Consider the following 23,705-nt stretch of genomic DNA (forward strand, 5'->3'; position numbering starts at 1 on the left):
CGGTTATCGGCCAGTAGCGGCTGGTCGTTGTAGGAACCTCACCCTTCCAGTGGTTTCGCTGCAGGGTGCTCATTGAGCAGGTTTTGAAGTTCGCTAACCCGCTGTTTTTGGGCGCGTAGCTCCCGATGGACATGGCGATCTTTAAGGATATGGCGTTTCACCCGTTCGCGAAGACTGGCATTTGCCGCCGACAACGTGTTGAGACGTTCTTGGGCCAGACGTAATGCAGCGTCAGTGTCCTGGTGCAGTTGACGGAGATGTGCTTGATCTTGGTCACGGCGGTGGGCTTGTTGCCGTTCGGCGCGCAATTCGCTGACTAGTCGCTCATTGTCCCGGGATGAGCTACTCAGTTCTTCCAACTTGTGCTGCAGGTCCAATCGGAGTTCACGCAGTTCGTGCTGCAGTTGCTGTGTTTGAGTGTCATGCCGCTGGAGCTCTTCCTGGCGCTGCGTCAGGTGCTGTTGGCGGTAGTGCGCGAGGGCCTCACGCGCTTGGCGCAGTTTGTCCTCCAGCGTCTGCACTCGCAGGGCGCGCTCTTCCAGTAATTGCTGCAAGTCGCGGTCGACTTGTACCAAGCGCCGGCGCTCGCCGTCGGCTTCGCGCAGTTGCGCTTGCAGCGTCCGCTCATACGCGCGCAGCGCCCCCAGCTCTTGGAGCAGGGTGGCGTGGGCCTGCTGTAACTGGTCCAGCTGCGCCTGTTGCTGGAGGCGTTGTTGTTCCTGGGCGATGCGTTCAAGGGCGAGCTGGCGTCGATCCTCGGCGACATGCTCGGCGGCCAGCGCATTAAGGCGGGCGCTGAGGTCCTCGACATACCCCTGCAGTTCCTCATCCGGCGTAGGAGGGCGCTGCGCCCGTTCACCGGCACTGAGTTCCTTCAGGTAACGCTGAATGGTGCTTTTGGAGCCGGTGTTGCCGAGCTGGACGCGCACCGCATCGATGCTCGGATGTACGCCGCGGGCGAGCAGGGCTTCGCGAGCGGTTCTGACCACAGCGAGGTTGATGCCACCGCGCGCCATGGCGGCTCTCCTACGATTTCGTACTGGTTTACGGAGTATGCGATTACAGCTGTAACGGTGCCCGAAACGCGACCGGGATTCGGACGGAGTGGCGTTCGAGAATGCAGATTTCTCGAACCTGATAGGCGTTTTGCGGGATTGAGCGCGTAAGCGCGATACACGGGAGGTCAGGTGAGCGACGCGGAGCGGTATCAGCAGGCGGCACGCCGGGCCAGCACCGCGCGCCGCTACGCCCAGGCCATCGAGCACTTCGAAGGGGAGTGGGGCGGGCTGCTGCCGGCGTCGAGCGTCAGCGTGGTGCGCTACCTGGCAGCCTTCGGGGCACGGCTGTCGGCCAGCACGTTACGCACGCACCTCGCGGCACTCGCCCAGTGGCACCAGCAGCGCGGCTTTGTCGACCCGACCAAGGCGGCCCAAGTGCGCGACACCTTGCGCGGCATCCAGGCGCTGCACCCGCAGCCGGTGAAACAGGCGCCGGCGTTGCCGCTCAAGGTGCTGGAAGCCAGCATTGAGGGCTTGAGCGCCGACGTGCACAGTGCACTACCCGCACTTCGACTGCGTGCCGCCCGCGACCAGGCGCTGATCCTGCTCGGTTTCTGGCGCGCCTTTCGTGGCGACGAGCTGTGCCGACTGCAGGCCGAGCACGTGCGGATCGAGGCGGGAGTAGGCATGCACGTGTTCCTGGCAAGCAGCAAGACCGACCGGGACAACCGCGGGCGCAATCTGACCATGCCGGCGCTGAAGCGCCTATGTCCGGTACAAGCCATCGAACAGTGGCTAACGCTCAGCGGTATTGAGAAAGGCCCACTGTTTCGTGGCATTGATCGCTGGGGGCATCTCGGCGTGCAGCCACTTAATGCCAACAGTGTGTCGCGTCTGTTGCGCCGGGCTCTACTGCGTAGCGGGATCGAGGCCGAGGGCTATTCGGCGCATTCGCTGCGTCGTGGCTTCGCTACCTGGGCCAGCCGCAATCAGTGGAGCACCGAGGCATTGATGGCCTATGTCGGTTGGCGTGATGTGCAATCGGCCGCGCGCTACATTGAGTCCCACGCACCGTTCGGCGAATGGGCGCGTTGAATTTCTTTCACAAGTTTGATCGTCGGTCATCTCCTGCACCGAGGTCCCGCGGATACCTCGTACGCAGGCACATGGGTCAATCGCGACCGTATTGGGGCTATCTCAACTGTCATATCTTCCGATTGGGCAGTCGATGACGCGCACGCCTGGGGTCTTGATGCAGTGTTCCAGCAGCGGCAGCAGGCCTTCGGCGCGTTCCATGCGGTGGCTATTGGCACCGTGGGCTTCGCCCCTGCAAGCGGTGGTCACAGGATCGCATCCGCCAAGCTGCCTAGCTGCTTCGCTTTGGCGTTATCGCAAGTGACCCGGTTGCGAGGCGCGCCTATTTTCCTTGTTGGTTCGCTACTACTAGACGCCGCCGGAGTGGAAAGCAGCTTAGCGATGTGATATCAAAAGGCCTTGACGTTGAAGCTGAAGGCGCTCCTATCAATTCGTTTGTTGAAAGCTGTGCCGGCTCCCATCTAGCATCAAAATTCTAGAGTAGAATGGAATCTTTATGAGCAATACTCTCAATAGAAGAAAAGCGGCAATGGTTCTCCATGATATGGAGCAAGCTTTGGGAAGCTTTGTGCTTGAAAGTGAGCTAGACGTTTCAAGATTTCCAGAGCAGCTAATTCAAGATATTGCAGATAGAGAAAAAGACAGTCGGCGAGCTTTCGATGCGACAAAAGTTAAGGATGTGATCGAGGCTACATATCTTGACGAGTTATTTCAAATCTTAATAGAGCTAACAAAAGACACCTCAGCAAACAGCTACCTAGTTGCGCTGAGGGAGCTATTTGTAAAGTATGAGGTTTATGAAATTCGAAATTCGGTATCTCATCCTAATAGGCGCTTTATTGATCCGTACTGGTATCGATTGGCGGCTGTCGCGTCAGATCCAATTGTTGACATTCTAGGCCTAGAAAGCGTTAGGCGATCCCTAGCCTCAGCTGAGAAGGGAGAGATTACTGATCCGCCAGAGGAGTGGCTATCCAAATCAATCTGGCAAATCAAGAATAATATGCCGGATCGTTTTGATCACGCAATTACGGGATTGGTTGGCAGGCAAAAAGAAGGCGGCGACCTCTTAAAGTTATTGAAGAATCCACGTGTAAATACTGTGGCGATTATTGGCCCAGGAGGACTTGGAAAAACGGCGCTTGCACTGGATCTACTTGACAAGCTTGTGAAAATACCTGAAACGAGCGAATGGTGTGATTGCTGTATATTCATTTCGATGAAAACCGAAATGTTAACCGCTGACGGCCTCAAAAAACTCGACGCTGTTGAGACGATTGACGAGATAAAATCCAGTATTCTCTCTGAGCTGAACAGAGTTTTTGAAGCAGACTGCGCGACTCTCGAAGAAAGCTATTCTGCTTTTGGCAGCTCTAAAATAATTCTATTTATAGATAACCTTGAAACCCTTCTGATAGATCATCCGCGAGAGTTTGAAGAGTTTAACTATTCCTTGCCCCAAGCCTGGCGGCTGCTTGTAACAAGCCGAATCTCTATTAACAATGCAAGTATTATTAGTCTTGAAGCTCTGAAACCAAAATCAGCATCGCTTCTGGCGCGAATGTATTCTACTCGTCGGGGCGGCGGATCCATTCCAGAAGCAAAGCTGGAAGAAATCGCAAACAAGTGTCATTGCAATCCATTAGCAATACGCTTAACTTTGGATCTGTTTATTTCTGGGAAAGACATTCCTCAGTCAATAAATGTGGCGAACAAGGAAATCGCTGATTTTTCGTATAACAACTTAATTGAAAGCCTCTCGCATAATTCTATCAAGATTTTGGAAGCATTGTTCGTAGCAGGAAATAGTGATCGCTCTGACCTATGCGAACTTCTAGAGTTGTCTCGCGACGAATTAGCATCTGCAATTTTTGAGCTTAGCAATACAAGTCTGTTAGGCCGGGAAATCACCGATGACGGCGAAGTTTTTAAGCTTAGCGGCTCTATTACAGACCTGCTGCTGACAAATGCAAAAAATATCAATACACGCCGCGAAATACAGCTCCTCGTAAGTAGACGTAAAGCCCAAGCTCGGGAAATTGATGCTCGCCAAGCCCACCAAAGAATCCCCGCTCATCGCTGGGACTACATACCTATTACCCTTCATCAAAGCTTGAAAATCCTCCTCACCGAACTTAATCGCTCGATGCAGAAGTTTTATTTGAAACCAGAAAGAGCGATCCTCCTGAGTAAAAAGTTTGCCGAGGCCGATCATCTTTATAACAGCACCGCAATTTTCAACCGAGGCTACGGGAAGATTTACGAAGCTTTGAATGCAAAAGACCTGGCTAGAGCTCGGTACGAAAAAGCAGTTGAGCAGGATCCAGAAGACCCTAGCAATAAACTTTTCTTGGCCATGCATTTTCACTCTATCAATGAGTACGAGGAATCACGCGACGTATTCAACGAGCTTATCAAAGATGGCTGGGGAGACGAAATTGATGGCGATGCATCATTTGCAATCGAGGTCATTAATGGGAGATTTCTCACCCTTCTGTATGATCACAAGCATGACCGCCTAATTGATGAAACGGTTGAGTGGAAAACTAAAGGTAAATTGCGAGGTCTTTATGGTGCGTTCCGAGCAAGCGCCTTAAAACGTCAAGCAGAAGGTTTTGCAAACGATGATCCAAAGTTCACGTCGCTCACATTGCAGCGTGCAATAAAAATTTTGGACGATGTCTTCAGAAATGATGGATATACCAAAAGCATCTGTCTTCTGGCGAAAAACATTTTTAATGAACTGGCCTTTTTGCTGGATCGCAAAGAGTACAAAAACGACTCCCAATTTGCGACTGCCACCTTGGACTTTATTAGCAAACACCTCATTAACTCAACTGAATATGTTAAGTATCGTGAAAGCGATTATGTTTACCAGCTAATCAAAAGTCTTTCGAAGCTAAACCTGCCTAATAATCCCTTCAAGGAAAATTCTTGGGCGCAAATTGCCTCTATCGGGTCGGATGATGACCTTCATGAGTTCGAAGCGCAGGACAAAGATCTTACCATTACAACTGTCACCCGGATTCCTAAAGGTCGCGTGGGGGGGACCAACACATTTTTGTTCGCCACATGCGAAAAGAGACAAGAATATTTTGTGCATTTTGACAATTTAGTGAATGGCGATTTTCAGCGGTGGCGCAGGATCAAGGTGGGTACTAAACTGGCTGTCCGGGCTGCTCCAGATAACATTCAAGAAAAGGGTCGAGCGATCAAGCTTTCAGAAGCGCATTTGCTTTCATAAATCATCAGTATAAACTGAGAGTGCGATCCGCTAGAAGGTGCTGAAAAAGGTGTTCACTCTAAGGTCAGCAGCTTACTCTTCGTTTGAGCAAGCCATAATATGCTGATATAAAGCGCATCACAATTAACGAAGATGTGATGCGCTTTCAATATTCCGCTGTCTTGAATGCAGTATGCGGCGTAAATAAAGCCGCCGAGCTGACCCCCTTTATCGACCTCTTGTTCGAAATTCAAGCGCCATCGTTGGGCTTCGATTTTGTGGTTTAAGCCGCTGCTCGGTCAGTTTGTTTCTAGAACTGCCAAATTATTAGATTTGTCTTTCTTGTTCTTCTTGCTTTTTATGTTGTCGGTGGTCGGCTCGGAGCAGCTTGGCTATCGCGAAATTTTGGATGATGTGCCTGTCGTGGGGCGGTGCTTAATTTTTTACTAGCGTAGCTGTTTGGAGGATTGAGCATGGGTTACTCATTCTTTCCTTGGTCGTGACCACTTTGGTGCTGGCATTATTGTTGGGGTAATACTTCCAAAAAAAGAATGGTCTTGCTCCAGGTATTGTCGCGGGACTTCAGGAGCTTGGTTATCTGCCCGATGAGGATGACAGTAGGGCTTCGAAGGTGGCCTAACGTTCATGTCTTGTTTTAGCATAGAAACACCGTTGGTTTATGGAGGGTTAAGGGTTTCGATGAAAATTGCAGTCATTGATTTGTTGCAGAAGGCTCACGATGAGTATTTTAGTCTGCTTATCAAGAACTATCCCACTCAACGGGATGACGACATTTCAGGCTCGTTCGGGCCGCCAGAATTGTGTGTGCTGGCCATTGAAGTCCACTCGTGTGCGATAGCCTTGGGTGCTTCTGCTCTGAATCGCTTGAACTATATCGGGCTCTCCGATCTTTATTCGTTTGATAATCCAGTGGACTTATACGGCTGGCGAGAGCACGTTAGAAAAAATGAAATTAGTCATACTATATATGCGTCGATCGCTATACGCATCGACTCTGAGTTGAAGAGGATGCGCAAGGTAATCGAGGTTGGGGGCAGCGTTTCTTACGAAGCGCTGCGCCCTGATATATTTCTTGTGTCTAAGGAGCGATACAGTGCTCTCAATCCAGGTGCTGACGTGAAGCGTGTTGATACCCCACCGCCGCAGGGTCAGACTCATATTGGGACTATCAATATTACGACCGCCCTTGATTCTGCTGCAGTGTCTAAGCTTGAAGCGCTTGAGCAGAAAACAACGGTTTGGTCGAATTACTCCAATATTATCAGTACCTTGCGCACTTTACTTAGTGGATAGGTGGTCTATTCGTCAATGCTTGGATTGAACGGCATGAAATATTTGGCGCTTGCTTTACAGTTTATTTCTTAACGCCGCTTCTATGGGGTGTTGGCCAGCCTTAAAGGTAGCAAGCAGCTGCAACAGGTGTTCGGATGCCACGTTTCGTATCAGTCGAGAAGCGTGCAGCTACTTGCACTGGCTGTAATAGGGCCTACAGTCAGTCGTCACCATCAATGCGGCTGGCGAACGCTGCATCCTAAGGCTTTAAGTTGGTATTCGTTTACTGCCTGAAACTGCGATTCGGCGATTTTTCGCAACCGCTCGACTTGCTCGGCGGGACTGCCGGAGGCTTGGGCTTCGTGGTATTGCCTCATCGCTTCCACGGCGTCTGTATACATTCGATGATCAGGGTAAAGTACCGCTGGTTTCTGAGCCATTCGTCTGCGCCTCAATGGATGGTCGATGGGGAATGCCCAGCGTTGATCAGCTGAAAATCAATGACCGCTTGGTAGAGTGAGTCGGCCAGCAGCCGAAGACGCTCGACTTCAGGCTCGGACACACCCGCATCCTCGGCTTCATGCAACTGGCGCAGTGCCTCAAATGCTTGTCGCAACAGCGGCTCTCCAGCCTCTGCTATCCCAATCAGGGTACGTTTCACGGCAGCTTCCTCGACGACGTGACTCATGAACAATACGCCCTGAGGCCAACGCTTTGCTAGGTCGGCGCGGGTGACGCACAATTGTTAGAGTCTATCTGCCATCGCCCCGGTCATGAACCCATTCTTCTATGGCGCCAAAGCCCTGCGTAGCCAGGCGTTTCCAGTGTTCCCCTGCGCATCTGTGCCCGTCCAAATAGTACACTCGCAGTGACTTGTACTGGGACTGGTCCTGCCTCGGGGTAAACCATGCGAATTACAGCCTCTCACATCGTCGATTGGGCCAATACTCATGCGAAGGAGGCGCAAGCGGCGCTGCCACGCTTGATCAGGCGGCTTTGCTGCGAGCCGTCGGTGACGGCTCTCCTGTCGTTCCCAGCAGGCGACTCCACCTACGTCCCCGGGTGGGATGGAACAGTTTTCCATCAAGAGTGTAATGCCTGGATTCCGCTCGGCTTGTCCCGCTGGGAAATCGGCTGCGATCAAGACGTCCAGGCAAAAGCCAATTCGGATTATCAGAAGCGTGTTGAAAAAGTAGATCAGCAAGAGCGTTCTAAAATAGCTTTTGTGTTTGTGACGCCGAGGCGTTGGGTAAAAAAAGCTGATTGGTTGTCGCAAAAGAAGGGCCAACGAGAGTGGGCAGACGTTCGAGCCTATGACGCGGATGACTTGGAGCAATGGCTGGAGCAAACCCCGGCAGTGTCCTTGCAATTTGCCGAACAGATGGGTCTTGCCGGTTGGGGGGTTGTAAGCCTTGCGCGCTTTTGGGATACCTGGGCTCGCGCAGAGATAGCCAGTCATCCCATCATGCGTAAAGATTCGACTGATTGTTCCCTACGCCTCTGGTGATATGGCGGGTAGGCGGAGGGTTCTATGTCGCAGGTGGAGGGCGCTATGAAGGTGAGCGCTTTACCTCACCGAACAACAAGGTGTCGCTTGGTTCGTACACGACGGCTGACTTGGCCGGCGGATATCGAAGCGAGCACTACGACGTGACGCTGAATGTCGATAACCTGTTTAATCGTGAGTATTTCGTTTCTGCCAAGGCGGGCAGTGATAAACTCCAACTACCCCGGGTCACCGCGCAGCGCTAGTCTGCGTGTCGATTATCGCTTTTAACGAGTTAGCATGATAGCCAATGGGTCGCTACGCGGAATACGGCTTCTCGCAATAATTTCCAAGTAATCCAAGCTTCCCTCTTCACGCTGCAGATGCTGACCATGACCAAGAAAAAAAGACCCAGCACAAGGCAGCCTAGGCGGTGCATGGCCATAGCAGGCGGGTGATTGACCAGATCTACTCGCAGCCGTAATCTTCTCGGTGATAAGGTGCCCCGCCAGGGGGAGGCAATGACGACCGAAATGATTGCCACGGTTGAATGCTAGTTCTGACTAAATTTTACTTGCAGGGACGTATATCATGACTATCGAAGTCAGTGCGGCAGTTTTGTCCAAAGCGTTGACACCTGTGGTGTCAACAGTAATCAATGGGCTTGCCGCTAGGTTTGCCGACAGGAAAATGAAGTGGAATGCCGTTAACTCGGTGAGTAATCTGACGAGCATTATTTTAAATATAAATACTGTCAAAACCATGTGGTCTCGCGACAAGGGCGTAAATCTTACGGATTTTTATTATCCACCACGCCTAGTCAGTAAAGCTAGTAGCCGTGCGATTCAGGGGATTAAAGAGGTTGTAGCCGGCAGGTGCGTTATCGAGGGTATCGTTGGCCAAGGCAAATCGATCTTGATGCGCAATCTCTGTAATGAAATCTTGAGTCGCGGCAATATCCCAATCTTCATTGAATTGCGAATGGTCTCCAGCGAGCGTGCTCTGACGGAGCTGATACTAGACTATCTAGACTCGGCAGGAATCAAAGGAGGCAAGGACGTTCTTGATTTTTTGGCCGCAGAAGGGCTAGTGACGCTGGTGTTGGACGGCTTCGATGAAGTACCTGACAACATGGTGACCTCAACGATCTATGCGATTCAGCATTATGAAAAGAAATACCCTGATCTGCCTCTCATCGTCTCTTCCAGGCCCCACTATGATGTACAACGCCTCGGCGGATTCCAAAATTACGCAATCAAAGAATTTGAGGCTCACGACTACGAACCTTTCTTAAAGAAACTAATAGGCGATGTCATTTTAAGGGAGAGTATCTACCAAGCGTTGCGGGGTGCGCCGGGCAATATTCAGGGGGTAATCACGACCCCGTTGATGTTGACCCTGCTTTGCTTGGTGTATGAAATGGAAAGCCACATACCCTCAAGCTTGCCAGAGTTCTTCAATAGCCTCTTCCAAGCCGTATTCTCGAGGCATGACCGCTTCAAGCCGGGTTTTCAGCGAGAACGGCACAGCGGACTCGGGGAGTCAAAACTGCAGCGGTTGTTTGATGCATTTTGCTTCATGGCAATGCAGTTGGATTTTGGTAGGACGATGACGGAAGGTCAATTTAGACACGTTTTTTATGAGTCTTTGAACTATGTAGATGGCATATCCTGCGATATTGAAGGATTTAGAAAAGACATTACTAGAGTTGCATGCCTGATGTTGGAGGACGGTTTCGATCAGATCAGCTTCCTGCATAAAAGTATCTTGGAATATCATGCCGCTTCATTCGTAAAATCTTCATCAGATGAAACCGCAGAAGAATTTTACTCACTCGCATCGGAAGATATTCAGTGCTGGGAAGAGGTTCTTGGGTTTTTGAGGTATATAGACGAATTTAGGTATGGGAAATACTACGTACTTCAGCACTATCCTGCAGAGCTGGAGCAAATAACTTCAGTGCTGAAACTTCGCGATCCAAGTGGGGTTTTTCAATATCTCAATCAGAAGCTACCTGGCTTCCAAATGCGGATGAGTGGTACGCAAGCAGTTGGCTTTGAGGTAGAGACTATAGTGCCTATGTTTGGCTTTCATTACTTATTGACTGATCTCATCGAGGGAAATGCGAGAGATGCAATCAAGGCTGCGGATGGCCAAGCTATCTATACGGCAATCAGAGCTACAAAAGCATCGCAACCGGGGACATTAGGCATTAATCTAAAATCGCTGCTTTCGAATATTAAGCCTGATGGTATTTTATATTCGATGGAAATTGTTGCTCAAGCAATTCAGGAAGAGCTATCAAGATTTGATTCCGTAATTGGTTCTGAGAGAAAGAAGCTCAAGATGCTTAGGCCTCTTAAGTGCTAGCATTTTTAATTATCGAGCCAAGAATATGCGATGGCCGGGGAGTCTACATAATCTCAGCGTTCGAGGAGCGGCGATTGGGTTTCTCGGGATTTCGTACAGAGCCTAGCCTGCGTGTCAATTATCGTCTTTAACTAAATAGCCCTCATCATGCTTTGCAAAGGCAGATGAGGGCTACGGATGTACGCTTCAGGGGTTTCGGGGGTATTGGGGCGTAGCGTACCCCCCTCTCCGATTACGCCATCATGGCTCGCTCGCGCAGTTCGCTGTTGAGGATGCGGTCGTTCTCGCTGTAGTCGACCGGGCAGTCGATAACGTGCACACCTGGGGTCTTGATGCAGTGCGCGAGCAGCGGCAGCAGGCCTTCGGCGCTTTCGACGCGGTGGCCGTTGGCACCATAGGCTTCGGCGTACTTGACGAAGTCCGGGTTGCCGTAGTCCAGGCCGAAATCGGTGAAGCCCATGTTTGCCTGCTTCCAGCGGATCATGCCGTAGCCGTCATCACGCAGAATCACCACGGTGATGTGCATGCCCAAGCGGACCGCAGTTTCCAGCTCCTGGCTGTTCATCATGAAGCCGCCGTCGCCACAGACCGAAATCACCGGGCGGTCCGGGTGCACCAGGTGCGCGGCCATGGCCGATGGCAGGCCGGCGCCCATGGTCGCCAGGGCGTTGTCGAGCAGCACGGTGTTCGGCTTGTGCGCCTTGTAGTTACGGGCGAACCAGATCTTGTAGATGCCGTTGTCCAGGGCAACGATGCCTTCGGACGGCAGTACGCGACGGATGTCGGCGACCATGCGCTGCGGGTAGACCGGGAAGCGGTTGTCGTCAGCACCTTCGGCAATCTGCGCTTCGTTGGCTTCGCGGATGGCCATGAGGCGGGTGAAGTCCCAGTGCGATGTGTCGTTCAGCGCTTCGCTGATCTGCCACACGGCGTTGGCTATGTCGCCGATCACTTCAACCTGCGGGAAGTACACGGCATCGACTTCGGCAGAGCGGAAGTTGATGTGGATGACTTCGGTACCACCGCGCACCATGAAGAACGGCGGCTTCTCGATCACATCGTGGCCGATGTTGACGATCAAGTCAGCGGCTTCGACGGCGCGGTGCACAAAGTCACCCGACGACAGCGCGGCGTTGCCCAGGAAGCGTGGGTGGCGCTCGTCGACCACACCTTTACCCATCTGGGTGGTGATGAACGGGATGCCCGTCTTGTCGATCAGTTGCTTGAGGACCTTGGCAGTCATTTTTCGGTTGGCGCCGGCACCGATCACCAGGATCGGATTGCGTGCTGCTTGCAGCTTTTCAAGCGCAGCTTCAATGGCCTTGTGCTCGGCCAGCGGCCGGCGGTGCAGGCTGCGCGGGATCGGCAGGGCGTCGGTCTGCTCGGCGGCGATGTCTTCCGGCAGCTCCAGGTGCACGGCGCCCGGCTTTTCTTCTTCAGCCAGGCGGAACGCTTCGCGCATGCGCGCCGGGATGTTGTCGGCCGAGGCGAACTGGTGAGTGTACTTGGTGATGGGGTCCATCATGCCGCACACGTCAATGATCTGGAAGCGGCCCTGCTTGGACTTCTTGATCGGCTTCTGGCCGGTGATCATCATCATCGGCATGCCGCCCAGGTAGGCGTATGCACTGGCGGTTACCAGGTTGGTGGCGCCAGGGCCCAGGGTCGACAGGCTGACGCCGGTCTTGCCGGTCAGGCGGCCATAGGTGGCGGCCATGAAGCCGGCGGACTGCTCGTGGCGAGTCAGTACCAGCTTGATCTTCGACTTGCGCAGGGATTCCAGCAGGTCGAGGTTTTCCTCCCCAGGAATGCCGAACACATACTCGACACCTTCGTTTTCCAGGCATTGCACTACGACATCGGCGGCCTTAGCCATCTTGCTTATTACCTCAGTTATCACGGTTTGAAGCAGGCGAGACGCACCTGCAGGCTATCGACCTCAGCGAGGTGCGCTGACGTCTGTTTGTCCGCTGGCGAGTAACGCGCCGCGGACGAAACCCTCGGCAAGTCGTCGCTCGACGAAATCCCGGACATAGGCTGCTCCCGCATCACGGCCGCGTGGCACTGCGACTGCTTGGCGGATAGCGGTGAAGGCTCCCTGCATCACCCGATAATTCGGATTCTTGGCGGCGACTTGTTCCAGCGGTTGTCTGACCCCAGCGGCAGCATCAAGGCTTTGGTCAATGAAGAGGTCTACAGCACCTGCAGACGTGTCAGCGCGGTGCAGCTCTGCATGCTGCAACGTGCGTGACAGGTACAGGTCGTAAGCAGCGCCGTTGCCTACCGCAAGCCGAAGTCCAGGTTGATCCAGGTCCTCGATTTTGGAATAGGGCGACTCGGCCTTTACCAGATAGGTGCCTTCGATCAGTACGTAGGGTTCACTGAAGCTGATCTGGGCGGCGCGGACAGGCTCGATAGCCAAGAAGGCCAACGTCCATGCGTTTTCTTCAAGTGCAGCGAATACCTTCCCGGCTGCGTCGTATGTGCGCAATTCGAGACCTACGCCCAGCTCTTCGGCCAGCGATTTAGCAAGTGCAACAGAAACACCATGCGGTTCTCCGTCAGCGCCTGGCTGAGCCAGCACTGGGTTACCGAAGTTGATCGCCGCACGCAGAATGCCGTTGGGCGCCAGGTCCTTGAGAACCTGCTGGGCAATAGGGCTCATACCTTCTCCAGGGTTAGAAAATTGGGAGTGTGTAGGACACGATCAAGCGGTTTTCATCCGCGCCACGTGCAAAGCTCGATCGGTAGCTCGCGTTTCTCCACCGGACCGATACGTTCTTCAGGGCACCGGATTGCACCACATACTGCAGTTCGGTGTTGCGCTCCCACTCATGACCCTCACCGGTGAGGGTCGCTGCGTCGGCCTCATCGCCTCGCAGGTAGCGGGTCATGAAGGTCAGGCCAGGAATACCGAGAGCCGCGAAGTTGTAGTCGTAGCGCAGCTGCCAAGAACGCTCACCGGGCTCGGCGAAGTCGTTGAGCTGGACGAAGTTGACCAGGTAAGGATCGGTTCCATCGAGATACGGCATGGAGGTAGAACCGTTCATCTTTTGCAGTCCCAGGCCTAGCGCGTGTCCTCCCAGGCTGTAGGTGAACATGCCGGAAATTGCTCTGCTTTCGATACGTCCGCCCAAAGCTCGGCCGTCATCGTCGCTATCCATGTAGCGAAGATCAGCTTTGATCTTCCCGGGGCCGACTGGAATCGAATAGTTCGCCCCTACGAAGTGTTGGTGGTAGACCTGTTCCAGCTCTGCGTATTGATAGGTCAGCAGCAGCTCTTTTGTCAGCTGGTAATCCAAGCCGCCCAGCCAAAAGGCGTCACCTTCGGCATTGCCTGTGAAGCGACGGTTTTTGTTGTTTAGTGTGATCGGTACGCGGTCTGTCGAGTCGCGATCGGTTTGGCGCTCGAACCGGGCACCGATGAAGGACAGTGAGTCAAATTCTTTGCTGGTGAGCAGTCCGCCCTCAAAGGTCTGGGGGAGGAGGCGGCCAGTGTTGGCCTGAACAGTAGGCAGCTTGGGGATCAGAGTGCCGTATTTCAGCTCTGTCTCGGACAGGCGCATCTTGCCAGTCAGGCCCAAGCGGCTGAACTCGTCAGCTGCGCGACCATCATCATGAGTTGGCAGCAGGCCGGTGCCGGTCCGATCGGGACTTGAGTCCAGCTTCAGGCCGAGCATGCCCAGAGCATCGACGCCAAAACCGACTGGGCCAGGCGTGTATCCGGACTTCGCATCGAGAATGAAACCGTGGGCCCATTCTTCGCGCTTTGACTGGCCGGCGCCGTCACGGAAATCGCGGTTGATGTAGAAGTTCGTCGTTTGCAAGGTGACCTTGCTGTCGTCGATAAAGCCATCTCCATAAGCCGTAGCTGTGGCCAGGCAAGGAGTTACTGCAAGAAGCTTGCAACCAATTTTGTTTTTGTTATGCATTTGCTGCTCCATCAATTGGAACGTGGGGTGTAGGCGTGCCTCCCGGCACGCCAGGATCAGGAATAAAAAGAGAGTCAGGCGGTGCGGAAAATCATGCAGACCGGGCTGCCGGTCTCGATCTGATGCTCCAGCAAAGCCAGTTCGCCTTTCGGGCTAATGGAGAAGGTCTTTATGTTGTCGCTGTCTTCGTTAGCGACGAACAGGAACCGCCCATTAGGAGATGCCGTCATGAAGCGTGGCTTCTTGCCTTGGCTAGGTACGTTGCCGATCGGGTTGATCTTGCCGGTAGGCTGATCCACCGAATAAATGGTCACGCTGTCATGCCCGCGGTTGGAAGAGAACAAATGTTCTCCATTCGGTGCCATGACCAATGCTGCTGCACGGCTATCGCCCACGAAGTCCTGAGGCAGTGCTGGAACCATCTGGAATGGAACCAGGGAGCCGTCCTTCTGGTTGTAGCGGTAGCTAGTGATCGTGCTATCCAGCTCGTTCACCACGTAGGCAAAAGAACCGGTCGGAGAGAACACCACATGCCGAGGGCCGGCACCTTCGCGTGCTTTGATTTCATGGGCGAGCTCAGGCTTCAGCGCGGTCCCGTCCTGCTTCAGGTCGAACACGAAGACCTTATCCAGCCCTTTGTCCGGTACCACCAGGAAGCGTCCTGATGGATCGCGTGGGATCATGTGGGGGTGGGAGCTCGCCTGCTCGATCTTGTGCGGGCCAGGGTTGCCCGGAAGGTCGTATTTGCTGATGACGGGTTGCAGGTGGCCCGTCTTATCGAACGGCAGAATGACAATGCTGCCGGTGGCATAGTTGGCCACAGCGAGGAATTTGTTGCTCTTGTCCACGGTAAGGTGGACGGGGTTGTTCCCCTCGCAACTAACCGAGCTGACCTTGGTGAGCGTTCCGCTGGCTGGCTCAATTTGGAATGAGCTGACAGTGAACTGGTCGCCATGCACGCAGAACAGCAGGCTCTGGGTTTGGTCGAGGCACAGGAAGGATGGATTGGTCAGATCGCCGACGGTTTGAACCAATTCGGAGCGACCTGTCTGCGGGTCATGTCGATAGACCGTGATGCCTGCACCGCGGGCGTTTCGCTCGCGAGTGGTTCTGGAGCCCACATAGACAATTTGGGTTTTGTTCGAGTTGGCAGGCTGCATAGAGTTTTTCTCAGGTCCTGATTTGGCATCTGCCGCTCCCGCGCCGAGGCCCAGAATGGTTGCCGCAGCGACGATGGAAGTAGAAGAGAGCAGCGTGCGTCGGGTAATGGCGGGTAAGAACGGTGATGGGCACATAGCAAAATCTCATCGTTGTTTTTGTTGTGATGAGTACCGCCGACCTTCGAAGGTCGGCGGTAGCTGAGCAATCAGTACTTCGAAGGTACGAGCACCCAGCCTTCCATCAGGCGACGGGCGCTTCGGCTCATGACGGCCTTGTCCACAATCCAGTTGCCATCGACTTGGGTGGTCTGCGCGCCAACGGCAACGGTACCGGCGGTGTGGCCCATGTTGACTTGGCGTTCACCGATATCGCCGACGATACGGTTGACCAGCGTGCCTTCCAGAGCGGCCGCCACGGCAACGGCTACAGCGCCAGTGCCGGTGATTGCGTGGTGCAATTTGCCCATGGAAAGGATGCGGGCGATCACATCGATCTCGCCGGCTTCGACTGTCTTGCCACCGGCAGCGCCGTAGGTTTGCGGCGGAGCTACCAGGCAGAGCTTCGGCGTGTGAGGGCGAAGGCGCGTTGCTTCCTCAGCGGTAGCCGCCAGGCCCATGGCCACGGTGCAGTGTGCGCGGATGCTTTCCAGCGACTGCAGCAGTTCGGCGTTGCCGTTGACCTGGTCTTGGGTCTCGGTCCCGGTCAGGCCAACGCGCTGGGCGTCGACGAAGATCGTCGGGTTGCCTGCGTTGAGCAGCGTTGCCCGCAAGCCTGGGAAGCCAGGGATATCCAGTTCATCCACGACATTGCCAGTTGGCAGAATGCTGCCGCCCGAACCGCCAGGTTGAAGGAATTCCACGACGATTTCGGCAGCCGGGAAGGCGACGCCATCCAGCACGAAATCACCTTCTTCAACGACTTCGCCATCCTTCATCGGGACATGGGCGATGATGCGTTTCTGAATATTGGCTTGCCAGATGCGGATGGTGGCGATGCCGTCACGAGGCGCATCGACGAGCCCTTGGCGAATTGCGAATGGGCCAACGGCTGCGCTCAGGTTGCCGCAGTTACCGGACCAGTCAACCACTGGGTTTTCGATTGCCGGGGCACCGAACAGGTAGTCGACATCGCAATCGGTACGACCCGATTTACCGATGATGACGACCTTGCTGGAGCTGGAGGTGGCAGCACCCATGCCGTCGATCTGCTTGCCATAAGGATCCGGGCTGCCAATGACGCGGAGCATCAGTGCATCGCGCTCGGGGCCTGCAGCTGGAACATCTTGTTCAAGGAGAAAGACGCCCTTACTGGTGCCACCGCGCATGAATACGGCAGGGATTCGAACTTGAGTCATTACACTGCTCCTTCCAGTTGCTTCGCTTTAGCAGCCTTGTCCATGCTCTCCACCAGCAATTGCGGCAGCAGGCCACCGCGGCGGAAGTAGCGCACGTCTTCATGCGTATCCAGGCGGCTGGTTACGGTTACGTTTTCAGTGGTGCCATCTGCACGCTCAATGACGAGTTGCAGCTTGTCGCCAGGCGCGAAGGTGTCGTTGATGCCTTCCACCGAGAACTTCTCGTGACCGGTCAGGCCCAGCGTCTTGCGAGTTACACCTTCTGGGAACTGCAGGGGGAGGATGCCCAGGCCAGCCAGGTTGGTGCGGTGGATGCGCTCGAAGCTCTCGGCCACGACAACGCGTACGCCCAGCAGGCGAGGGCCTTTGGCTGCCCAGTCACGCGACGAACCACTGCCGTACTCCTTGCCTGCCACTACGATCAGAGGCTGCTTGCGATCGGCGTAGGCTTGGGCGGCTTCGAACACGGTGCTCACGCGGTTTTCCGGCAGCAGCAGGGTCCAAGGACCTTCGCGGCCGTCAGTCATCAGCTCGTTCTTCAGGCGCGGGCTTGCGAAGGTGGCGCGCTGCGCGGCTTCGTGGTTGCCGCGACGAGTGCCGTAGGAGTTGAAGTCATCAACACCAATGCCGTGGCCTTTGAGGTACGAACCTGCATCGCTGTCCGGCAGGATGGCGCCCGACGGCGAGATGTGGTCGGTAGTAATGTTGTCCGACAGCATCACCAGAACGCGCATGTCTTTCAGGTCGCGTTGAGGGTCGGTAGCAGTCAGCTCATCGCTCCAGTACGGCGGCTTGCGGATGTAAGTGCTGCTCTGGTCCCAGGCGTACTGATCGGTAACGCCGGCGCGCAGGTCAGAGGCGATGACGCCCGCTTCGCGAGGTACCGAGCTGTAGGCCTTGTCGAACAGGTCGGCCGACAGTGCTTTCTTCTCGATCTCGTCCAGCTCTTGATCCGAAGGCCACAGCTCGCTGAGGTAAACCGGCTTGCCTTCGGCGTCGGTGCCGAGCGCATCCACTTGCGGGTCGATGCGGTAGGTGCCAGCGATCGCGTACGCCACGATCAGGGGAGGGGACATGATGAACACTTCACGAGCCAGCGGGTGTACGCGACCTTCGAAGTTGCGGTTACCGGAGGTAGCGGCAACGGTCTCCAGCTTACGAGTGCGGATTTCGTCTTCGATCTCTTTGCTGAGCAGAGGGCCGGACATGCCGTTGCAGGTGGTGCAGCCGTAGCCAACAACGTTGAAGCCCATGTTGTCGAGGTCCACGTTCAGACCTGCACGGTCCAGGTAGTCGGCGACCACCTTGGAGCCGGGTGCGAAGGAAGTCTTGACCCATGGAGCACGACGCAGGCCGCGCTTGAGTGCGTTGCGGGCGACCAGGGCCGCAGCGATCACGCCACGAGGGTTCGAAGTGTTGGTGCAGCTGGTGATGGCGGCAATCACGACCGAGCCGTTATCCAGGCCGGTAGGGATGTCTTTTGCTGCTTCGCCTTTACCCAGCAGGATGCGCTGGTGAGGTTGTTTCGGACCGGCAATCGCACGACCAACGGTGCTCAGGTCGAGGGTGACGACACGGTCGTACTCGACCGATTCCAGGCTGTCGTGCCACAGGCCTTGATGCTTGGCATAAGCCTCGGTCAGCTCGGCAATCTCACCGCCACGACCGCTGAGTCGCAGGTAGTGCAGGGTGCGATCGTCGATCGCGAACATTGCTGCGGTAGCGCCGAACTCAGGAGCCATGTTGGACAGGGTGCCACGGTCCGCCAAGGACAGAGCGGCAACGCCTGGGCCATGGAATTCCAACACGCTGCCGATTACGCCGGCTTTGCGCAGGCTCTCGGTCAAGGCAAGCGCGATGTCGGTAGCAACGTAGCCCGATGGCGGGACGCCTTCCAGCCGGACGCCGACGATTTCTGGAACCCGCATCATCAGGGCTTTGCCCAGCATTGCGGCTTCTGCCTCGATACCACCAACACCCCAGCCCAACACGCCAATGCCGTTGATCATGGTGGTGTGGCTGTCAGTACCGACTAGCGTGTCAGGGAAGGCCCACAGATCACCTTCAACTTCACGAGTGCCGATGACGGTGGTCAGGCGCTCCAGGTTGATCTGGTGAAGGATGCCGTTACCCGAAGGCACGATCGACAGGTTGTTGAAGGCCTTGTTGCACCAGTCAAGGAATGCAAAGCGTTCGGCATTGCGCTCGCGCTCGATGGCTTCGTTGTCGGCCAGCGCGCTGGCATCACCCCAACGCTCTACGTTCAGCGAGTGGTCCACGACGAGGTGGGTAGGGGTGACCGGGTTTACCTGGCGTGGATCGCCGCCTGCTTTTGCTACGGCGTCACGCAGGCCGGCCAGGTCGACCAGGGCGGGGGTGCCGAGAAGGTCCTGAAGAACCACACGAGCGGGGCGGAAAGGGATGTCGCTGTTTTTAGATCGAGTGCAAATTACCTTCAGCGCTTCGTTCGGCTCTGCTTCGGTACGCAGGACGTTTTCAGCGAGGATCCGGAGGCTCATTGGCAGGCGGGAAAAGTCGCCGCCTATCGCTTTTACAGCTTCCGATACGTTGCAGACGCGGTAATCGCGACCGTTTACGGCCAGGGTTTGGCCAATGTGCTTGCTCATGCCGGGGACCTCACAGGCGTGTTTTTTGTGAGGTGATATTGCACTTTGTCTAAACATGAGTCAATTTATCTCCAGCAGAAAAACTTCGGTCGAGCGCCGAATGGTCACCTTGAAGCCTGTAGACCGGCCATTTATCTGCCTGCCAGCCTTTCCCGCACAAAGACAAAAACGAGGAAATCCAAGATGAAATGCAATCAGACCTACCGTAAATCCGTCCGGCATCAGTCCGCTCCTTCCGCTTCGTACCGCTAAAAGCCTGGCTTCGCGGCACTAAAAAAATAAGGAGAGAGCCATGCTGCTGACCGTGCTCGGTTTTTCGATGGTCACCTGTTTCATGTACCTGATCATGACCAAGCGGCTGACCGCCCTGGTCGCCCTGATTGTGGTACCGATCGTGTTTGCCCTGATTGGTGGCTTCTATGCCGGCCTGGGCACGATGATGCTCGACGGCATCAAGACTCTGGCGCCGACTGGCGTCATGCTGACCTTCTCGATTCTTTACTTCGGCATCATGATCGACGCGGGACTGTTCGATTCATTGGTGCGCTGCATCCTGAAGATCGTGAAGGGTGACCCGCTGAAGGTGTTGGTCGGAACCACGATCCTGACCATGCTTGTGTCCCTGGATGGCGACAGTTCCACTACCTACATGATCGTGGTCGCCGCATTCCTGCCGCTTTATCAGCGCCTGGGAATGAGCGTTCTGGGCCTGACCTGCGTGGTCAACATTGCAAACGGCATCATGAACATCTCCCCGTGGGGCGGCCCTACTGCCCGCGCTGCGGCTGCGCTGCATGTCGACGCTATGGATATCTTCCTGCCGATGGTGCCGTCGATGCTGCTGGGCTGCGCCTGCTTGCTCTTCATCGCAATTCTGCTGGGTCGACGTGAGCGTGCTCGCCTGGGTGTGATTGCCGTGGATGATTTCCACAACGGCTCTATCGCGCTGGGTAACGGTTCGCACGAAGAGTGCGATCGCAATCGCCGCCCGCACATGTTCTGGCCCAACCTGCTGCTCACTGCAACGATGATTGGCGTGTTGATGGCGGGTATCGTGCCGATTCAGGTGCTGTTCATGGTCTGCTTCGCCATTGCGGTGATGATCAACTACCCACACCTGGAGCAGCAGAAAGAGCGTATCTCCGCTCACGCGGGCAACGTTCTCGCGGTGACTTCGGTCATTTTCGCCGCAGGCATCTTCACCGGCATCCTTTCGGGTACCGGCATGGTCGATGCGATGGCGAAGGGGCTGTTGGCAGTCATTCCTGATGCGTTTGGTCCATACCTTGCGGTGTTCACTGCCTTGGTCAGCATTCCGTTCACCTTCTTCATGTCCAACGATGCCTTCTACTTCGGCATCTTGCCTGTGATCGCCCAGACCGCCGCTACCTACGGAATCTCGCATCTGGAGATCGCCCGGGCATCGGTGGTTGGTCAGCCCGTTCATTTGCTCAGCCCATTGGTGCCTTCGCTCTACCTGTTGGTGGCGTTGGCAAAAGTCGACCTGGGTGACCATCAGCGCTTTGCGTTGAAGTGGGCGCTGCTGGTGAGTATGGCCATGTTGGTAGGTGGCGTGATGTTCGGAGCGTTTCCGCTCTATCACTCAGCTTCATGAGTCGGTGGCTGGCCGTCGGCTCTGTCGACGGCCAGCTGCCGGTGCTAGTAGCCGGCGCAACCGCGCCTAGAAAAATAAAGGTGTAACCATGCCGTACCGTAGAGCCTGGATTGCTGTATTTCTGTTCTCTCTGGCGATGATCAATTACATGGACCGTATTGCCCTGTCCATCGCTGCCAAACCAATCGCCGAGGAATTCAATCTCAGTGCAGTCGGCATGGGATACCTCTTTTCCTCATTTATCTGGAGTTACGCGCTCTTCCTGATTCCTGTTGGTCTGCTGATCGACCGCTACGGCGCCAAGCGCATCGGTGGTTTTGGCATTCTCGTGTGGTCGGCTGCTACGGCGTTGACCGGGGCAGCGATGAACTTCGCTTCGCTGCTGGCTGCGCGGCTTGTCATGGGGGCTGGTGAATCGGTCAGCAACCCGGTCGGGGCCAAGGTGATTCGTGAGTGGATCCCGAGCCAGGAGCGCGGCACCATCACTGCTGTTTTCAACAGCGGCTCGTACGCTGGGCCAGCGATTTGCTCGATCGTCCTTGCGATGCTGGTCGCCAGTGTTGGGTGGCGCTGGTCCTTTGTGATTGCCGGCGGTATCGGCTTTGTTTGGCTGTTGGCTTGGTACCTGTTCTACGGCAAGCCTGAAGATGTGAAGTGGCTGAGCAACCAAGAGCGTAAAACCATCCTGGACTCGCGCTCCGGTGGTGGCAAAGCGGGTGGTGCTGCAGTCGCTCCGTATGGTCTGAAGCGCCTGCTGAAGACGCCGACCCTCTGGGGTCTTGCTCTGACCCAAGGCTGCAACGTTTACACCCAATACCTCTTCCTGACCTGGTTGCCGAGCTACCTCCAGCAAGAGCGTCATCTGACGCTGGAAAAAAGTGGTCTGGTGACGGCTATCCCTTATGCTGCGGCTGTTGTGCTCTGCATCGGCCTGGGCAAACTCAGTGACTGGTACCTGACCCGTGGCGGGGGTGTGAGCTCGGGTAAGCGCCGCAACGTAATTGCGATCTCGATGCTGATTGCCAGTTGCATCCTTTTGGTGCCATTCGCTGACTCTACTGCATCGCTGGTCTTGATTTCGTCGCTGACCTTGGCAGGTATTGCCTCGACCACTTCGCTGAACTTCTCCCTGCTCAATGACCTGCTGCCAAGTGCTGGGGACGTTGGTCGTGCGGTCGCGTTCATTGTTGTTGGCGGCAACCTCTTCGGTGTGGCGGCTCCGATCGTCACTGGCTACGTCGTTCAGGCCACAGGCTCGTACAACTGGGCCTTCATGACCGCAGGCATCCTCCTGGTGGCTGGTGCGGTTATTGCACTGACTATGACTCGTAAGCCAATGGTCCCGGCTACAGTTGAGACCGAACCCCATTTGGAAATGAGCCCGCAAAAGGCATAATGTAGGTGCTGTGGGGCTCGTCTCAATGGAAGAGCCCCACAATCCCATGCCCCAACTCGGAAAAGATATGAATCTAACGCCTCTTCAAGCCCGCGTAGCTCGCGATATCGTTGCCTATGTTCGTGAAGAGCAACTGGCTGCGGGGCATCATGTCTCGGAGCTAGGACTGGCTAAGGCTTTGAAGACGTCACGGACTCCTATCAAAATTGCTCTGAACTACCTCGCTGAGCGAGGAATGCTGAGTCAGGACCGCAATCGCGGCTTTTTCCTGGCCAAGCCCTATGATGATCTGGCCGATATTGCCCAGGATTTGTCGGTTTCCATCGATGATCCGATCTATCAGCAGATCGCAGTGATGCGCCTGAATGGACAGATCCCCGAGCAGTTCGCTGAAACGGACCTGATGCGTTTATTCAACATTTCACGCTATATGCTGCGTGGCGTGTTGATGCGTATCCAGCAGGAGGGCTGGATCGAGCAGCGTGCCGGCCAAGGCTGGCAGTTCCTGCCGATGATCGATTCGGTTGAAGCTTATGAAGAGAGCTATTCCTTCCGAGCGATCATAGAGCCGGCAGGCTTGCTTGCCCCCACGTTCATGGTCGATACGGAAGCCTTGGCTCGCTGCAAGAAGCAGCAACAATTCATTGCTGATGGCGGCTACCTGACCATGACGCCTCAGGAGCTCTTCGAGTCGAATGCTCAGTTCCATGAGACGCTTGCCAGTTTTTCTGGCAACAGGTTTCACGTCCAGACGGTTCGTCGTCTCGACCAGCTCCGCCGTTTGGTGGAGTACCGTCAGGCTAGCAAGCGCGCTCCTCGCCGAGAGCAGGCGGTTGAGCACCTCGCGATCCTTGCGTGCCTTGAAAAAGGTGATCGCCTTGCGGCAGCTGATCATATGCGTAAGCACCTGGAGCAAGCTCGCCGGCATAAAGTTGCAGCTGAGTTGTTTGAGGCAGTAGAGGTACCTGTTGAGGTTGCTGTTGAGTCGGCCTGAGTCGACAGTCTGAACCGCTTGTTCTGTGCCGTTGTCTTTCCGCTTTAAATCGCGCATCGCTGACCATCTGCGTCAGCGTGCGCCCATCCGCTCCGCACCTGTCGATGTCTGGCAGAGTGACGTCACAGGGACCACTATGCGAACCCCCGCACCACTCAGGG

Annotated in this window: 19 protein-coding genes and 1 pseudogene; 9 read left to right on the plus strand and 11 right to left on the minus strand. The window is 55.3% G+C overall.

The features are described 5' to 3' along the window. Positions 1-38: 38 nt before the first annotated feature. Entirely contained in the window at positions 39-1,016 is a 978-nt protein-coding gene (locus tag D906_RS20930; RefSeq protein ID WP_033694712.1) for a DNA-binding protein, read from the minus strand. A gap of 171 nt (positions 1,017-1,187) precedes the next feature. Here D906_RS20930 and D906_RS20935 point away from each other — a divergent pair, with 171 nt between their 5' ends. Further along, positions 1,188-2,093 carry a site-specific integrase gene (locus D906_RS20935; RefSeq protein ID WP_027615653.1) on the plus strand — a complete coding sequence of 302 codons (906 nt, stop codon included), beginning with the start codon at positions 1,188-1,190 and terminating at the stop codon, positions 2,091-2,093. 102 nt (positions 2,094-2,195) lie between these two features. Here the strand turns inward: D906_RS20935 and D906_RS26550 are convergent. Next, positions 2,196-2,321 (minus strand): annotated as a pseudogene (locus D906_RS26550) (hypothetical protein); the annotation flags it as partial. 268 nt (positions 2,322-2,589) lie between these two features. On the opposite strand from D906_RS26550, the gene D906_RS26495 reads away from it, so the two are divergent. Then, positions 2,590-5,337, plus strand: coding sequence for an NB-ARC domain-containing protein (locus tag D906_RS26495; RefSeq protein WP_143503505.1), 2,748 nt, complete (start codon positions 2,590-2,592; stop codon positions 5,335-5,337). 53 nt (positions 5,338-5,390) lie between these two features. Here the strand turns inward: D906_RS26495 and D906_RS26500 are convergent, their stop codons facing one another. Then, positions 5,391-5,570, minus strand: coding sequence for a hypothetical protein (locus D906_RS26500; protein ID WP_143503506.1), 180 nt, complete (start codon positions 5,568-5,570; stop codon positions 5,391-5,393). Between the two features lie 445 nt (positions 5,571-6,015). Here D906_RS26500 and D906_RS20950 point away from each other — a divergent pair, with 445 nt between their 5' ends. Further along, positions 6,016-6,630 carry a hypothetical protein gene (locus tag D906_RS20950; protein WP_027615656.1) on the plus strand — a complete coding sequence of 205 codons (615 nt, stop codon included), beginning with the start codon at positions 6,016-6,018 and terminating at the stop codon, positions 6,628-6,630. A 212-nt stretch (positions 6,631-6,842) separates the two neighbouring features. Here the strand turns inward: D906_RS20950 and D906_RS26900 are convergent, their stop codons facing one another. Further along, complete coding sequence (locus D906_RS26900) at positions 6,843-7,049, minus strand: hypothetical protein (RefSeq protein ID WP_081741882.1); 207 nt, start codon at positions 7,047-7,049, stop codon at positions 6,843-6,845. Between the two features lie 11 nt (positions 7,050-7,060). Continuing rightward, positions 7,061-7,270: a hypothetical protein gene (locus D906_RS20960; RefSeq protein WP_027615657.1), complete on the minus strand. Its 210-nt coding sequence runs from the start codon at positions 7,268-7,270 to the stop codon at positions 7,061-7,063. A 246-nt stretch (positions 7,271-7,516) separates the two neighbouring features. Here D906_RS20960 and D906_RS20965 point away from each other — a divergent pair, with 246 nt between their 5' ends. From D906_RS20965 to D906_RS20975, 3 genes are all read left to right on the plus strand, one after another. Continuing rightward, a complete protein-coding gene (locus D906_RS20965; RefSeq protein WP_143503507.1) occupies positions 7,517-8,116 on the plus strand; it encodes a hypothetical protein in 600 nt (199 codons plus the stop codon). After that, positions 8,113-8,361, plus strand: coding sequence for a TonB-dependent receptor domain-containing protein (locus D906_RS20970; protein ID WP_256204602.1), 249 nt, complete (start codon positions 8,113-8,115; stop codon positions 8,359-8,361). Before D906_RS20965 ends, D906_RS20970 begins: the two co-directional genes overlap by 4 nt. A gap of 325 nt (positions 8,362-8,686) precedes the next feature. Next, positions 8,687-10,465 (plus strand): NACHT domain-containing NTPase, encoded by a 1,779-nt coding sequence (locus D906_RS20975; protein ID WP_027615659.1) that lies wholly within the window; start codon positions 8,687-8,689, stop codon positions 10,463-10,465. A 232-nt stretch (positions 10,466-10,697) separates the two neighbouring features. Here the strand turns inward: D906_RS20975 and D906_RS20980 are convergent, their stop codons facing one another. From D906_RS20980 to D906_RS21005, 6 genes are all read right to left on the minus strand, one after another. Further along, positions 10,698-12,341, minus strand: a complete 1,644-nt coding sequence (locus D906_RS20980; RefSeq protein ID WP_027615660.1) for an acetolactate synthase large subunit — start codon at positions 12,339-12,341, stop codon at positions 10,698-10,700. Between the two features lie 63 nt (positions 12,342-12,404). Further along, the gene (locus tag D906_RS20985) at positions 12,405-13,130 is read right to left on the minus strand and encodes an ABC transporter substrate-binding protein (protein WP_027615661.1); all 726 of its coding nucleotides are present in this window, start codon (positions 13,128-13,130) and stop codon (positions 12,405-12,407) included. 13 nt (positions 13,131-13,143) lie between these two features. Further along, a complete protein-coding gene (locus tag D906_RS20990) occupies positions 13,144-14,397 on the minus strand; it encodes an OprD family porin (protein ID WP_027615662.1) in 1,254 nt (417 codons plus the stop codon). 74 nt (positions 14,398-14,471) lie between these two features. Continuing rightward, complete coding sequence (locus tag D906_RS20995) at positions 14,472-15,692, minus strand: lactonase family protein (protein ID WP_177325378.1); 1,221 nt, start codon at positions 15,690-15,692, stop codon at positions 14,472-14,474. Between the two features lie 71 nt (positions 15,693-15,763). Continuing rightward, on the minus strand, positions 15,764-16,912 hold the full coding sequence (prpF, locus tag D906_RS21000) for a 2-methylaconitate cis-trans isomerase PrpF (RefSeq protein ID WP_027615664.1): 1,149 nt from the start codon (positions 16,910-16,912) through the stop codon (positions 15,764-15,766). Then, the gene (locus D906_RS21005) at positions 16,912-19,539 is read right to left on the minus strand and encodes an aconitate hydratase (RefSeq protein WP_027615665.1); all 2,628 of its coding nucleotides are present in this window, start codon (positions 19,537-19,539) and stop codon (positions 16,912-16,914) included. The genes prpF and D906_RS21005 overlap by 1 nt, the downstream gene beginning before the upstream one ends. A gap of 295 nt (positions 19,540-19,834) precedes the next feature. Here D906_RS21005 and D906_RS21010 point away from each other — a divergent pair, with 295 nt between their 5' ends. From D906_RS21010 to D906_RS21020, 3 genes are all read left to right on the plus strand, one after another. Next, positions 19,835-21,154 carry a CitMHS family transporter gene (locus D906_RS21010; protein ID WP_027615666.1) on the plus strand — a complete coding sequence of 440 codons (1,320 nt, stop codon included), beginning with the start codon at positions 19,835-19,837 and terminating at the stop codon, positions 21,152-21,154. An 88-nt stretch (positions 21,155-21,242) separates the two neighbouring features. Continuing rightward, positions 21,243-22,550 carry an MFS transporter gene (locus tag D906_RS21015; RefSeq protein WP_027615667.1) on the plus strand — a complete coding sequence of 436 codons (1,308 nt, stop codon included), beginning with the start codon at positions 21,243-21,245 and terminating at the stop codon, positions 22,548-22,550. A gap of 46 nt (positions 22,551-22,596) precedes the next feature. After that, complete coding sequence (locus D906_RS21020; protein ID WP_256204598.1) at positions 22,597-23,544, plus strand: GntR family transcriptional regulator; 948 nt, start codon at positions 22,597-22,599, stop codon at positions 23,542-23,544. Positions 23,545-23,705 lie beyond the last annotated feature (161 nt).

The sequence above is a fragment of the Pseudomonas sp. LAIL14HWK12:I1 genome, assembly GCF_003202095.1.
GTDB lineage: Bacteria > Pseudomonadota > Gammaproteobacteria > Pseudomonadales > Pseudomonadaceae > Aquipseudomonas > Aquipseudomonas monteilii.